The organism is uncultured Formosa sp. (genome assembly GCF_947500765.1).
In the GTDB taxonomy this organism is placed as follows: Bacteria; Bacteroidota; Bacteroidia; order Flavobacteriales; family Flavobacteriaceae; genus Formosa.
Genome location: NZ_CANMTH010000008.1, coordinates 105,121 through 120,736 on the forward strand (window position 1 = coordinate 105,121; position 15,616 = coordinate 120,736).

Below are 15,616 nucleotides of genomic sequence, written 5' to 3' on the forward strand. Positions count from 1 at the left end.
TCCTTTCATGTCTTTTAATAAAGATTACATATTGTCGCTTACTGGCAAAAATCACGAAGATAAAACCACTTTAGGTTTAGAAAATACGTTTCGTCGTGTTTTAAAAGAAGGGATGCATGGTCTTTGTTTTTCTCCTTATGAAGAAGGGCAGAATATAGGTGATAAATTAAATGAAGTTCAAATTAGAAGACGTTTAAAACTAATAAAGCCTTATACCAAATGGATTCGTACATTTTCGTGTACAGATGGCAATGAATTAATTCCTAAAATTGCTAAAGAATTTGGGTTAAAAACACTTGTTGGTGCATGGTTAGGAACTGTTGATGCTATTAATAATAAAGAAATTGAAACGCTTATTAAATTAGCTAATAATGGATTTGTGGATATCGCTGCAGTAGGAAATGAAGTGATGTATCGAGGAGATTTATCTGAATCTGAACTTTTAGTGTTTATAAAATCAGTAAAACATGCTATTCCAGATATCCCGGTAGGTTATGTCGATGCGTATTACCAGTTTGCTAAACATCCAAAGATTACGGAAGCTTGCGATATTATTTTAGCCAATTGTTATCCGTATTGGGAAGGCTGTTCGCAAGAATATGCTTTAATTTATATGAAAGATATGTTTAATCGTGCGCTTAAAGCTGCTAACGGAAAAAAAGTAGTGATTACAGAAACCGGTTGGCCAAGTGAAGGATTAGGATTATATGGCGCAAAACCGTCACACGAAAATGCGATAAAATATTTTATTAATACGCAAGAATGGTCTAAAGAAGATAATATAGATATATTCTATTTCTCATCGTTTGATGAATCTTGGAAAGTGGGTACAGAAGGCGATGTTGGTGCATATTGGGGGGTATGGGATAAAAATGAAAAGCCAAAATATTATAGTAAATTACCGTTTATAAAACTGAAAAGGAAACATTAAATCAGATGCTTATACATTTATAAATACGATTAGTCTTTTTCTCTAAAAATCCATTTTCTAAAGATTAAGAAGCCATTGGTAATTTTTTTCTTCTTTTTAAACACTAATGGTATTGCCATCGTGGCTAACAATGCAATAAATGCAGATGTTCCTAAAGCTCCTCCATATCCTCTAAAAAACGTGCTTTTATTAATATAAATAATACTGAATATAATACCTGCAATTATTAGCCAACTGTAGTGAGATATGGCTTTAGAAGATACCATACCAACAAAGGATGCGCCTATAAAAGCAGTTGGTATATTTTGAGTTAAATAAGGGTTTAAAACATCCGGAAAACAATAAAAAAATAAACTGACAATTAAAGACAATAGGGCAGAGGCCCTCACTGCGCCTTGACTTAAATGCTCATTAACGTAAAATGTTAAAGTTGCTCCTAAAACACCTGTTATAATAATGATTATGTTGTTCATAAATTCAACCATAAATAACACCAGTACACAAAAGATACCATAAGTACACCACCAAAAGCAACCATACCTAATTTTCCGCCAATACCTAGAAATATACTCTTAGATAAAAGTAAGAATACACCAGCCAAAAGACCTGCAGTAATTACAAAACTAATTGAAGGTGCTATTTCTAAGCTAGACATGCCTACAAAAGAACCACAATAAATAGAAGGAGGTATTTTTTTTAAATATTCAGATTTTTTATTAATAACGGGTAAAAAAGAAGCAACAGTACCTGTTATAGCCGTTGATAATACACTGCCTAAATGACCATAAACATTCAGTATATAACATAGTACAGCACCTATTGGTACCCATATTACGACTAAAAGTTCTTCGTAAGTATATTCGTTATGATGTACATCTAAATAACGATATCCTAGCCACATAATACCTATAATAAGCAGTATAATAATTTCTGATTTAACCGCATTTGTTTCGTATTTCTCCAAAACTATCATTATAGAAAAAATAGTTAATACGCACATTATGGCCAATTTAGAAAAAATCTGAACTGCTTTATGAGTTTTTTTAGACGTTTTAAGGTATTTAGATCGTTTAATCATTTTATGCGTTTAAGCATATCAATCTAACATCATGATTCCATAACTTCCATCTAAAGCATGTTTACAAATTAATAGTAATTAATTTATTTAATAATTTTTAGAACTGAAGCGATTTGTAAATCTTATAAAAGGGATTATTAATGTTTAATATGTAAGTAAAACGTTATGTTCTTTATATGCTGTTTTTTAGAAAGCATATAAAAGAAGCGACACACTGGCTAAAATGTTTTGAAACGTTTTTTGCTTAGTAATTGATGCTTTATTATTTTTTTTGGCAAAGTTATAAAAAAAATAAAACGAGCAGATTAAAACCGTTTTAAAATATAAAATCTGACATTCCAGTTTTTATTCGATTAATAAGTCGATTTTAAGATTGTCAGATTTTTGTAATTGAGGAGTTGTGTGCGTTTTATTTTACAAAATATACTTTTTGAATTTTATTATTTTCAATGTGATAGATGGCAATCGCTTCTTTTATTTTGTCACCAAACTGAACACGTTCTTTGTCTATAACAGTATTTCCTTTTATAATACGGCCTTCTAATTCACAATGTAAATTGGGGGTGTTTTTAAACATTTCGCCATAAATTTTTCTCATAGTGTCTTTGCCTGTATATTTTAACGTATTAGGAAATGTATACACTTCAACATCATCTGCATAAGGTTCTAAAAAGGCTTCAATATTTCTAAAATTATATGCGTTTAATTGACGCTGAGCCAGATCTGAAGGTGTATCTATAAGTAATTCATTGGGATTAAAAAGAGTTCCTTTATTTATAATGGTATTAATTTTAGTTAAGTTTTCTATAGCATCAATAGGGTTGGCATCTAACAATAAAAGATTTGCTTTTTTACCAATACTAACCGTTCCAAAGTTAGTGTCTTTATCAAAAATTTTAGCACCATTAATGGTTGAAGCTTGTAAGATTTGCCAATTACTCATCCCACTTTTTTGCATTAACTTTAATTCGTTTAAATAAGACGAAGCATGTAACGTTCCAATATTTCCTGCATCTGTTCCAGTTGCAATTAATACACCCGCATCTGCAAGTATTTTAAGATTTGCCATACAGATGGAGTCTGCTTTTTTTAAGTTAGCCACACTTTTAGCTGTATTTACACGCGTTTTGTACTTATTAACGATTGTGGTGTCTGATAAATGTTTTAAGTCTAAAAGGGTTCCTAATTGATATGGATCTGATTTTTCTAACTCGTAATTACTATATTCCAATCGTTGTCCAAATGTATTTCCATAGCCACCATGAACTTGTAGTGTTGGAGATAAGATTGTTTTGTGTGTTTTTAAGAGTTGCACAAAATCTGGTGTTATAATCTGATCTTTTATACTATGAACTAAAAAATCTGCACCATTTTCAACAGCTAATTTTGCAGTAATTTGTTGTACAGCATGTACCGCAACTTTTAAATTATGTTTATGAGCTTCATCTATAATCGCTTTAATAATAGGTAAATTTTTATGAGCACTTTCTTCAATACTTAAACCATCTTTTCCTGCGATATACCATATTTTTATAAAGTCTGGATGATATGGCAGTTGTGCTTTTACGCCATTAATACCATCTTCAATAGTCTTGGTTAAAATAAACGGTTCATCTTTATCTAAATTGGCGTAGACTTCAGATTCGTATGTGGTTAAAAGTGGTCCCGTCATTAAAATTTCTGGAGCGTACTTTTTATTACTAAATGTTTTGCGTTGCTCCAAGAAATTATAAGTTGCACCAACATCAATTAGTGTTGTAATTCCATTTTTTAGGTAGCGCTTCAATGTGATTTCCATATTGGATTTTGCTAATGCAATTTCATCAGTATAACTCCAATACTTTTGTAAATTTATGGCATCAGGACGTGTATATAAACCGCCATTCTGAAAAAAATGAATATGTGAATCTACCAAACCAGGAACTACATATTTATTGGTGCCATCGATTACTGTAGCCTGTTCAGGTATTTTTATGTTATTACTTTTTTTAATATTTGAAATCAAATCATTAGTAATTTCAATAGTTTGATTTTTTATTAGTTTTTGTTTTTCAACATCTAATACCGTTACATTGGTAATATAAGTCTGTGAAAAAATGGAAAAAGACGATACCATAAAAGTGATCGCTATTACATATTTTATTTTCATTCTTTTATTTTAGATGTTACTTGGTTTTGCTTTTTTCCAACCATCGGCAAGTTGCTTAGATAGTTGTTTTACTAACTTGCTTTGTGCTTCTTGATCTGCGATATTTACGGTTTCGTAAGGGTCGTTTAATCTATCATACAATTCTGCATTTTTAAATGCTCCGCGAGTTCCTGTGGTGTTGTCCCAATCGTACCATTCTATATAATGATAAGATTTGGTGTTTATTGAGTAGCCCATATAACGGTTACCATCTGCCGCGTGTCTTGGTCTGCGATGAAACTGACTAAAAGCAGCCGTTTTCCATTCGCGATTTGGTTCATTTATTAATGGCACAAAACTAGTACCTTGCATATAATCAGGAATGTCTATACCTGCAATTTCGCAAAGCGAAGGAAACATATCTACAAGTTCTGTAATTTCAAAAGTTTGTTTTCCTCTGTTTTCTTGATTTGGATAACGCACAATCATTGGGACTTGTAAATCTATATTATAATTGGTCATTTTACCCCAACTGTTATGGTCGCCTAATTTCCAACCGTGATCACCCCAAAGTATGATAATGGTATTGTCGTAAATACCAATTTCTTTCATATGTGTAATTAGTTTTCCAACCAAAGCATCTATATAACTTACACTAGCATAATACCCATGTTTTAAAATTCTTGTGGTGTCTTCACTCATTCTATAATCCGATTGTGGATGACCAATATGATTAAAACCATCGTAATGCCTTAATTCGTACATGGAATTCATGGTATAATTAGGAGCGTTTTCAGAGACATTAGGATTTTCTGCTAAAGGAATTTTTTCAGGATCGTATAAATCCCAATATTTTTTTGGTGCAGCAAAAGGTAAGTGTGGTCTAAAAAAGCCTAAGCCCATATAAAAAGGCTCGTTGCTTTTAGATAAACGTGTTAGTGTTTTTATAGCCAATTCTGTTTGTGCACCATCATAATACATGCTGTCATTCACATCGGCTGCTTCCCAAGCAGGTCCTGTATTCCAACCATCAGCGTAACGTACTGGTCTTAGTTTTAATAAGGAATCTCTTTTTATGGCTTGCGATTTGTTTACGGCCTCACTTATATAATAGGTTTCACCATCTCTGTTTAACCAATCTTTGCGTAAATATTTTTCTGGACGTAAATCTGGCTCATCCCAAGAAATAGAATCGGGCATATAATTATGAAATATTTTACCTAAATTAACTGTGTGATACCCGTTTTTAGAAAAATATTGTGGCATGGTAACCGTATTTGGGTTAATTTTCCTAAACTCATCTCCAAGATGCCAAACACGTGTAGAATCGGGTCTTAAACCTGTTGTTAAACTTGCTCTAGACGGAGCACAAACTGCTACCTGAGCAAAGGTTTGTCTAAACGTCATACCATCTTTAGCTAATAAGTCTATGTTTGGCGTAACGGCAGTAGAGTCTCCATAAACTCCTAAAGTTGGTCTTAAGTCGTCTATAGAAATAAATAAAATGTTAGGTTTTTTAATTTCTGCAACCTCTTTTTTTGTGGTATTGCAACTTTGTGTAGTGATTACTATTAATAATAGAAGTAAAAAATTAAAAGATGTGTTTTTCATGTTTTAAGGTAAAACGGATTTTTTAATCATCTAAACTACTAATAAAAGGTATAATAATGACCGTTTTATTAAATGATTTTGCAATATTTTATCCTGTAAACACCAGTAAATTAAAGGAATTGGCATAATATTTAATATATTTATAAAAGTTAAAGTCGCCTATAATTTCGGTATCGATAAAAAAGCAACATTAAAACAATTGCATATTATACTTCTCTCAATAAAAGGGATTGAAAATTATTTTATTCAATTCTTTTGATTTAAAGTTTAAGAATTTGTATTTTTGGTTTACCAAATTGGTTAACCAGTTAAAAATAGAAGTAAATGAACATAACTAAAAGTACAATTTCAATTTTATTTCTTTCAATTCTTTTTACAGCTCAAGTTAGCGCCCAAGCTTTAAAAACAATTGTTAAGAATGCGCAAGAATTAGATCTTGCTATTAAAAAGTCAAATCCAGGAGATCATATCGTAATGGCTAATGGTGTTTGGTCCGATGTTGTTATCAAATTTAAAGGTATAGGTACTAAAGCACAACCTATAGTTTTAGAAGCAGAAACTGCAGGGAAAGTTTTTATAGAAGGACAATCTACTTTAAGATTATCTGGAGAGTATTTAGAAGTGTCTGGATTGTATTTTAGAAACGGATATACACCTAAAAATACGGTTATCGATTTTAGAACAGATGAAGATAATGTCGCTAACAACTGTAAAGTTACTAATTGTGTGATCGATTCTTTTACACAGTTAAATCGTGATGAAAAAGATCATTGGGTTCAATTTTATGGTAAGCATAACGAATTGAGTAATTGTTACATTACTGGAAAATCTAATCCAGGACCAACAATTCGTGTATTCTTAAGTGGAAATGAAAACATTTACAACCACCACAGAATTGTAAACAACTATTTTGGAGAAAGACCAAGACTAGGAGGTCCTCACGGAGAAACATTACAAATTGGAGATAGTTATACCTCTATGACGCCTTCTTACACAGAAGTTAAAAATAACTTATTCGAGAAATGTAATGGAGAAATAGAAATCATCTCAAGTAAATCTAACTTTAACGAGTTTAAAAATAACATCTTTTTTGAATGCGAAGGATCTTTAGTGTTACGTCACGGTAACTATGCAAACGTAGATGGTAACGTATTTATTGGTAACGATAACTCTACAGCAATAGGAGGTGTACGTGTTGTAAATACAGGACACTGGATTACAAATAACTATTTCTACAAAATTAAAGGTAAAGATTTTAGAAGTGCAATTGCTGTTATGAATGGTATCCCTAAATCGCCTTTAAACCGTTACAACCAAGTTACAGATGTTGTGATTGCTCATAATACATTTGTAGATAATGTTACGCCTTTACAATTTAGTGTTGGGTCTAACGTAGATAAAAGTGATGTGTTACCAGCAAGTGAAATTCGTTCTGCAAGACCAATTCGTACGGTTGTAGCAAACAATATGATTTATAACCATGACGAAAAGGAAACCACTCAAATTTATGGTTTTAATGAAGTAGATGGTGTAAACTTTAAAAACAATATTACAAACAATAAGATTGAAGGCGATGTTGATACAGATGGCGGACTAACACAACAGTCTTTCGAATTGAAAAAAGTATCTGATTGGTTTTATGCACCAACAAAAGCATTTTCAGACGTATATAATGGGTTTGAGTTTAATAACATTAAGACAGACCTTTTAGGATCAGACAGAACTAAAAACAATGCTATTGGAGCAGTAACTTTTCCTTATGCAACAGGAGGAAATGTAGAAATTAATAAATCTGAATACGGACCAAAATGGTATAAAGCAGAAACGGCTAAAAAAGCTAAAACAATAAATGTATCATCAGCAACAGGTTTAGCAACTGCTTTAATAGCTGCTAATTCGGGAGATGTTTTAGTATTAAAATCTGGATCTTATAAAATTTCAGAATCTTTAAATATCAATAAAGCTATTACTATTAAATCTGCTAGTAAACGTAAAGTTAAAATTGAATATAAAGGCGCTATGGGAACACCGTTATTCCAGATGCTTCCTAAAGGAAACTTAATTTTAGATAACGTAGCAATTAAAGGAAACGGAACTCAAGTCGCTTTTGCAACTTTAGATAAAAACATGTCTATTGCTTACGATTTAAAGGTAACAAACAGTGAAATTTCTAACTTTAAAAATGTGTTAACAAGCTCTAAAGGTTCGTTTGCTGATACTATTGTGTTTATGAACACAGAAATTACAGATTGTGAGAATGGTATTCAATTAGCAGGAGAAGACGATGATAAGGGAGATTACAGCGCAGAATTTGTAACTATTGAAAACACAGTATTCGAAAATGTAGAAAATAATGTGTTAAACTACTACAGAGGTGGTTATGACGAGTCTACAATTGGAGGAACTTTAGTGTTTAAAAATAATACAGTAAAAGAAAGTGGTTCTAAAGAAGAGAGTAAAATTTTATTACAAACCAGAGGTATTGTAAATCTAGACTTTAGCGGAAACACATTTACAGATAATCCTACTCCTTTTGTAATTGTACTTTGGGGAGAAAAAGGACAAAAATCTGTAAACAATACTATAGAAAATTCTGGAGAAGTTAAAACAGAACAAAACTTAAAAATGAAGTTAATGTATTAATTATTCTGAGTGTTTGATTTGATTCTACCAAGTGTCAATTTAAAGAGCTTATAACCTGTTGTGTTATAAGCTCTTTTTTTATATAATGTTGGTTGTCTAAAATTATTTTTTTAGTGTTTTGATAAGCAATAGTATTTATATTTAGCTAGGTGTTTCCTGCTTTTAGATAGAAAAATAATTAAAATATTATCAGACTTCAGTATGTCGTACAATAATTTAAAATTTCAAAAAAAGAGTTATATTAATAACCTGTAATAGATCAATCTTAATTAAGAGGTTTAAGTATTACGTATGTTTTACTATAGTAATGATATCAATCAATGATTAAAATAGATTAAGATTATGAAAGTAAACTATAAATTAGATAGATTTTTTACTTTAATGTTTTTAATCATAGGAATTACTTTACTTATTTGTGGTTTAATTTTTATTGGACGTTTTAATTTAGAAGATTTACTATTAGGACTTTTTCTTATTATTAACGGAACCATAATTGTATTTACACGTTATGGAACTTTGATAGATTTTAATGAAAAGAAAATAAAACACTATGTCGGATTTTTTTTTATTAAAATAGGGTTCTGGAAGTCTTTTAAAGAGTACCCATTCATTTCAGTATTGCATTTTAATCAAAAAAGTGTCTCTTATAGTCGGACTGCAATTCCATTTCACGAAAAAAAGAAAATATATCGAATTTGTCTATTGAATGCTACACATAGTGAAAGACTAAAAATAAAGGATTTTAGTGATTTTAAAAGTGCATCTTCAGAAGCTAAGAGAATAGAAAAAACAACAAGTTTGGAACGTGTCGTTTATAATCCCGTTAAATATTATTCATAGCATTTAAAATAACATAATCTTGGTTTATTTTTCTTTGAAATTTGAATAAACGCATCATATAAAAAAAGCGACCCTGAAAAATCAAAGCCGCTTTTAAACACAATAATGAGGTGGAAAACTGAAAAAAACTACCCCATTTTGTTTAATGTAATATGTAACTATATTGCAAGGCACACATGTATTTTCTATCTGTTTCTTTTAAGTTCACTTCAGAAAATAACGGACGGTTCTGTATGTCTAAACTCAGTTTAGAATAATGTCCGTTTAAATACCAATTCAGTCCAACACTTCCAACAATCATGTCTTCTTTTAAAGCATCAAAATGACTAGATTGTAAAATAACATAAGGCTCTAATTGCCCCCAATCTGTTTGTGTTCCCATTTTATTGAAAAGTACCCCAAAATGGCCATAGAAAGTTTGTCCGGTACCTAAATAAGGATATGAGTTTCCAGATCCATTAACTATATTGTCTATGTTGTCAAAACCAAAAGCAGGGTTATTTACACCTACATTTCTTAAGTAGTTAGGTCCTAAATCGTAATTAAAATACCCAACGTAAGCATTTGTGGCAGCAACTAAAGTAGAGTTTACAGGATGGTCCCAAAATACGTCTGCAGACCATAATTTCATGTCGTGGTATGTGGTAATTGAATTTTTTTCAGAATATAACGCATTGTGCTGATAATTAGCTCCTATACCAACCGATAGTAATTTCTTTTTCCCTAAATAAGTCCCTACAAAATTGGGTCCACGATTATTCTCTTTATCTAATAAATCGTATTTAATATAGGTAGTATATTGTATGTTTCTATAGTGATCTGTAAATTGTGAAACTCCTTCATCTGGCGTTGCTGGATTTGCTCCAGTATACGAAAAACTAAACGGTCTAATAAAAATCATACGGTAATTTAGTTTTCCAATATCTCCTAAGAGCACCAAACTAAGTTTTCTAGTTACATCATCGGTATAATTCAATGTAGGCTGTGCAATTACAGGTAAATCTAATTGCATCATAGTCGATGTAGAAGGTGCAGTGTAACGCGATAATCCATCATATGTCGATTTACCAAAAGAGACAGCAAAAGGTTTAGATATATTATAGGTAGCGTATAAATCTAGTATTTTTAAATAGGGAAATGTTTTCCCTTTTGCATTAAAATTGTTTTCTCCAACCCCAAAACGGAATAAAAATTTATCAGAATATGTAAAGTTAGCTCCAAGTCTAAAACGTCTAATCGCTAGGCCAATGTCATCGTTTTTATACTTGCCAGATTCGCTTTTACTTCCAGGATTCCACTCGGTATACTGTGCACGAGGTTGTATATAACCACCTATTTTTACTTTTAAATCAGGGTTTTTAAATAGGGGATATTCAAACCTTGGTTTCTCAGTTTTTGGTGTAATACTATCTTTGTTTTGACTGTAAGTTTCAGAAGAAAGTAGTACTAAAAAAAGTAATAGTATTGGACTCCAACTCGTTAAGTTTCGTGTATACATATTAATAATCGCTTTATAATAATTTGATTTTTTGTTAAGCATTATAATATAATTTCAATTGAAATCGAGTTGTTAAAATTGATTTCTATTTGTTAAAATTTAAGAGTGCAAAATTCGGCTATCTATCCAGTGTATACAATGACTTATGTCATGTTTATTTGAGATTTTATTCGTAACTTTATCCTATAGAAATAGTATAATTTTTTTTGTACAGATGAAAAAAGTAATGAAAATTTTAGTACCATTTGATTTTACTGAAACTGCAAACAACGCACTAAGTTACGTTAAAAAATTTGTAGGTTATGATGAAAATACAGAAGTTGTGTTTGTTTATGTGAATGAAAATGAAGACAGTAAGGCTGAAGAAAAATTAGAAGCTGTCAAAACAGATTTCGAAGAACACTCTATCAGTAAAGTTAGGACTTTAGTTGTAAAAGGCGAATTTCATGCTGCGATATTAAAAGTTGTAGAGGCTGAAGCATCTGATTTAGTTTTTATTGGAACCAGTTTAGTTAACGATAAGAAGTTAAATACTAATGCATCTAAATTTGTACTTTCTGCAGACTGTCCTGTTATTGTGATACCTAAAGATTACGATGCTTTTAAAATTAAAAAAATAGCTTTAGTTATAGGAGAAGATCTTATACATAATAGTAAATTATTACAAACCTTATTAATGGTAGCTCGACGATTTAGCGCAAAAGTAGATGTGTTAACCGTTAAAAAGGGTGAGGCTGAATATGGCTATACTAATGAAGATGAAAAAAATGAAAATACGATTTCATATTATTTAGAAGATTTTTATTCTGGACATGTCTTTATTGATGGACCAGATATTCCTGAAAGTATTTTTAAATATGCTGAAGAAAAACATATAGATCTAATTAGTATTTTACCAAGAAACAATGCCGAAGGAGAATTAAGTTCTAAAGGGGCTTTAACTAAAGCATTATCTGAAGTTTCTAAAATACCATTATTAGTAATCGATTAATAATAAATGTATTTATTGAGTGATGTAAATCATGATTTAAATCTGGTTGAATATTTAAGGCTGTCTCTAGAGATGGCCTTTTCTTTTTATACAATTAGCGAGATTTAAATAAAAAATTATTTCAAAGCTAAAATAGTTTTTGCATTGTATCATATAATAGTAAATTAGCAGACAGTTGTAAGAAAGATCACTGTTTAGTAGACGATCTTTACGTTTTAATAGAAAATAAATAGAGCATGAGTAAAACTATAAATGGTAATAATACTTTAATAGATTCAAATTTAGAAACCTATTTTCAAACATTTAAAAAAGGTGTAATAGGAGATAAGTATACTTTTAAAAGCATATTTGGAGAACAACAAGTATTGTATGCAGATTGGATTGCTAGCGGACGTTTGTATGCACCTATAGAAAAAATCATGCAAGAAGAAATTGGCCCTATGGTTGCCAATACCCACTCTTTTTCTAGTGAAACAGGAAAAGCCTCTACTTACGCTTATAAGCATGCACGTAGTATAATTAAAGATCATGTTAATGCTAATGAAAACGATGTCTTAGTTACGGCTAATACAGGTATGTCTGGTGTATTGTCTGTTTTACAACGAATTATGGGGTTACGTTTTCCAGATGCTAAACAGAAAAAATCTGAATTAGCAGAAAACGATCGTCCTGTAGTTTTTATCTCACATATGGAACACCACTCTAATCATGTACCTTGGTTAGAAACCATTGCAGATGTGGTGATTTTAAAATGTAATGACCAAAAATTAATTTGTCCAGAACATTTAGAGACTGCTTTAATTCAATATAAAGATAGAACAACTAAAATAGGTTCGTTTACAGCCTGTTCTAATGTTACAGGCATTATTTCTCCATATGCTAATCTAGCAAAAATGATGCATAAACATGGCGGTTATTGTTTTGTCGATTTTGCAGCTTCTGCACCTTATGTAGATATTGATATGCATCCAGAAGATGAAGATGCTAGTTTAGATGCAATTTTCTTTTCGCCTCATAAATTTTTAGGCGGTCCAGGAACTTGTGGTGTGTTGGTGTTTAATAAAGATCTTTATAAAGCTAATTGTCCAGATGTTCCCGGAGGTGGAAATGTACAATGGACGAATCCTTGGGGAGAATATGCCTATTTTAAAGATATTGAAGTGCGTGAAGATGGAGGAACACCAGGGTTTTTACAAGTGATGCGTACCGCTTTAGCTATGCGTTTAAAAGATAAAATGAATACAGCATTGATTGCTAAACGTGAAGAAGAATTATTAGATTTTTGTTTTGAAAAATTAAAAGAAATTCCAAACGTATTTATTTTAGGAAACACAGAGGTTAAACGAATTGGTTGTGTGTCTTTCGGAATAAAAGATGTGCATTATAATTTAATCGTGAGATTGTTAAACGATCGTTTCGGAATTCAAGTACGAGGTGGATGGTCTTGTGCAAGTACTTACGGGCATTATTTGTTTGATTACGACGAAAATAGATCTTTAGAAATGGTTGATGATTTAAATTCTAAAAACTTAACCAATAAACCGGGGTGGGTACGTTTATCATTACATCCTGTAACTACGAATACAGAAATGACATTTATTTGCGACGCCATTAAACAAGTGGCAGATAATCATGAAGCATGGAGTAAAGACTATGTTTATAATAAAACAAATAATGAATTTGAAGATGCTACAAACGATGCAGATATCATTAAAAAAGTTAAAGATTGGTTTGTAATCTAATGCTAATAAAACTTCAAGATTATATTGAAATAAAACATACCAAAAACTTCATCTGTAACACATAGATGAAGTTTTTTAAGTTTAACAATTGTTTTAAGAGATAAAAGTTAACAAAATAAAATGCACATAAATATTAAGGTTAATCTAAATTTGTAGACAAATAGTAATTTATGAAATTTAAAATCGATCGTTTTATCATAGCAATTATATTAACCATAATATTTGCGTATTTCTTCCCACAGTGGGGAATAAAAGATAGTAGTTTTCCCATTTCTACATTAAGCTCGATCGGATTCTTTTTAATTTTTTTCTTTTACGGATTAAAATTAAGTCCGCAACAAATTAAGTCCGGATTATACAATTGGAAACTCCATGTTTTAGTACAATTATCTACCTTTTTATTATTTCCGTTAATTATTTTAATGTTTTATCCTTTTGTTCAAAACGCAGAGCAGCATAGTTTTTGGTTAGCACTTTTATTTATGGCGGCATTGCCTTCAACCGTGTCCTCATCTGTTGTAATGGTTTCTGTAGCTAAAGGAAATGTTCCTGCAGCTATTTTTAATGCGAGTATTTCTGGAATTATAGGAATATTGATTACACCTCTTTGGGTAGGTTTATTTCTAGAAAAATCAGGAACAGATTTTGATTATGGCTCCATATACATAAATCTGATTGTAGGAATAATTGTACCCGTTATTTTGGGGGTTTTACTTCAGCGATTTGGACATGCTTTAGCATTAAAATACAGTAAACAACTCACCCTTTTCGATAAATCGGTTATTCTATTGGTTATTTATAAAAGCTTTGCAGAGTCTTTTTACAATAATATTTTTAGCAGTATTAAGCTGTTAGATTTTCTAATGTTGTTTGTAATTGTAATCGCAATATTCTTCACAATATTTTATATCGTGGGGTATATTGCTACAAGATTAAAATTTAGTACAGAAGACAAAATCACGGCTCAGTTTTGTGGTACAAAGAAGTCTTTAGTTCATGGTACTATATTTTATAAAATACTATTCAAGAATACAGCAGCTTCTAGTGTGATTTTATTGCCACTCATGATTTTTCATGCTTCTCAAATATTCATTATTAGTATTATAGCTTCAAAATTAGCAAAACGAGAAGACATAATTGTGAAATAAAATTTAACTGTTTTTTATATGATTTTAATTGTTGGACGGATTAACTTTTTGCACCTTTATGTAAATTAAAGGTCATTTTTTTAATACTAAAATAATATTCTCATGTATACATTTCAGGAGCAATTAGAACGAATAAAAGAAGGAAAAGGATTTATTGCCGCTTTAGATCAAAGTGGAGGAAGTACACCAAAAGCATTATTAGGTTATGGTATTGCTGAAGATCAATATAAGGATAAAGCAGAAATGTTTCAATTGATTCATAACATGCGTACACGAGTAATTTCTAATAAAAACTTTACTCAAGATAAAATATTAGGAGTTATTCTTTTTGAAAGAACAATGAAAGGGATAATAGATGGTACATCTGTACCGTCTTATTTATTAGATAAGCATATTGTGCCTTTTTTAAAAGTAGATAAAGGATTAGAAGATTTAAAAAATGGTGTGAAATTGATGAAACCCATACCAAATTTAATATCTCGTTTAACTGAAGCTAAAAATTTAGGAATATTCGGTACGAAAATGCGTTCTGTTATTTATGAAGATAATTTTTCAGGTATTAGTGAAATTGTAAAACAACAGTTTGCTTTTGGGTTAGATATTCTTGGATGCGACTTAATTCCTATTCTAGAACCGGAAGTAGATATTTATGCTGAAGACAAAGCAGAAATAGAAGCTATTTTAAAGAAAAACATTCTATTAGAGTTAGATAAGTTAAAAGGCAATCAATCTGTTATTTTAAAACTTACGCTACCAACAGTTCCCGATTTTTATAAAGACTTAGTTAATCACTCTAAAGTAATTCGTGTATTTGCACTTTCGGGTGGTTACGATATAGAAACAGCAAATACTTTATTGGCTAAGAATAAAGGTGTTATTGCTAGTTTTTCTAGAGCACTTTTAAATAACCTTAAGTTTGAACAAAGTGATGATGAGTTCTCATTGGCTTTAGACAGTGCTATAGATAGCATTTATAAGGCTTCAATCACTTAAAAAAAGTTATATT

The 15,616-nt window shown here is 30.7% G+C and carries 12 protein-coding genes; 7 read left to right on the plus strand and 5 right to left on the minus strand.

The window, feature by feature from the left end:
* The first annotated feature begins 7 nt into the window (after positions 1–7).
* Positions 8–931, plus strand: coding sequence for a glycosyl hydrolase family 17 protein (locus Q1B05_RS14185; RefSeq protein ID WP_299781611.1), 924 nt, complete (start codon positions 8–10; stop codon positions 929–931).
* 29 nt (positions 932–960) lie between these two features.
* On the opposite strand, the gene Q1B05_RS14190 is transcribed toward Q1B05_RS14185, so the two are convergent.
* From Q1B05_RS14190 to Q1B05_RS14205, 4 genes are all read right to left on the minus strand, one after another.
* Positions 961–1,404, minus strand: coding sequence for a hypothetical protein (locus Q1B05_RS14190; RefSeq protein WP_299781612.1), 444 nt, complete (start codon positions 1,402–1,404; stop codon positions 961–963).
* Positions 1,401–1,904, minus strand: coding sequence for a hypothetical protein (locus tag Q1B05_RS14195; RefSeq protein ID WP_299781692.1), 504 nt, complete (start codon positions 1,902–1,904; stop codon positions 1,401–1,403). Before Q1B05_RS14195 ends, Q1B05_RS14190 begins: the two co-directional genes overlap by 4 nt.
* 514 nt (positions 1,905–2,418) lie before the next feature.
* Positions 2,419–4,158: an amidohydrolase family protein gene (locus Q1B05_RS14200; protein ID WP_299781613.1), complete on the minus strand. Its 1,740-nt coding sequence runs from the start codon at positions 4,156–4,158 to the stop codon at positions 2,419–2,421.
* 9 nt (positions 4,159–4,167) lie between these two features.
* Positions 4,168–5,748, minus strand: coding sequence for a sulfatase (locus Q1B05_RS14205; protein WP_299781614.1), 1,581 nt, complete (start codon positions 5,746–5,748; stop codon positions 4,168–4,170).
* Positions 5,749–6,072: 324 nt separating this feature from the next.
* Here Q1B05_RS14205 and Q1B05_RS14210 point away from each other — a divergent pair, with 324 nt between their 5' ends.
* Positions 6,073–8,391 (plus strand): chondroitinase-B domain-containing protein, encoded by a 2,319-nt coding sequence (locus tag Q1B05_RS14210; protein ID WP_299781615.1) that lies wholly within the window; start codon positions 6,073–6,075, stop codon positions 8,389–8,391.
* 342 nt (positions 8,392–8,733) lie between these two features.
* Positions 8,734–9,231 (plus strand): hypothetical protein, encoded by a 498-nt coding sequence (locus Q1B05_RS14215; RefSeq protein WP_299781616.1) that lies wholly within the window; start codon positions 8,734–8,736, stop codon positions 9,229–9,231.
* A 142-nt stretch (positions 9,232–9,373) separates the two neighbouring features.
* On the opposite strand, the gene Q1B05_RS14220 is transcribed toward Q1B05_RS14215, so the two are convergent.
* A complete protein-coding gene (locus Q1B05_RS14220; RefSeq protein ID WP_299781617.1) occupies positions 9,374–10,771 on the minus strand; it encodes a hypothetical protein in 1,398 nt (465 codons plus the stop codon).
* Positions 10,772–10,955: 184 nt separating this feature from the next.
* On the opposite strand from Q1B05_RS14220, the gene Q1B05_RS14225 reads away from it, so the two are divergent.
* From Q1B05_RS14225 to Q1B05_RS14240, 4 genes are all read left to right on the plus strand, one after another.
* Positions 10,956–11,720 (plus strand): universal stress protein, encoded by a 765-nt coding sequence (locus Q1B05_RS14225; protein WP_299781618.1) that lies wholly within the window; start codon positions 10,956–10,958, stop codon positions 11,718–11,720.
* A 236-nt stretch (positions 11,721–11,956) separates the two neighbouring features.
* Entirely contained in the window at positions 11,957–13,462 is a 1,506-nt protein-coding gene (locus tag Q1B05_RS14230) for an aminotransferase class V-fold PLP-dependent enzyme (RefSeq protein ID WP_299781619.1), read from the plus strand.
* 170 nt (positions 13,463–13,632) lie between these two features.
* Entirely contained in the window at positions 13,633–14,610 is a 978-nt protein-coding gene (locus tag Q1B05_RS14235) for a bile acid:sodium symporter family protein (RefSeq protein WP_299781620.1), read from the plus strand.
* 102 nt (positions 14,611–14,712) lie between these two features.
* Positions 14,713–15,603: a fructose bisphosphate aldolase gene (locus Q1B05_RS14240; protein ID WP_299781621.1), complete on the plus strand. Its 891-nt coding sequence runs from the start codon at positions 14,713–14,715 to the stop codon at positions 15,601–15,603.
* Positions 15,604–15,616: the final 13 nt, after the last annotated feature.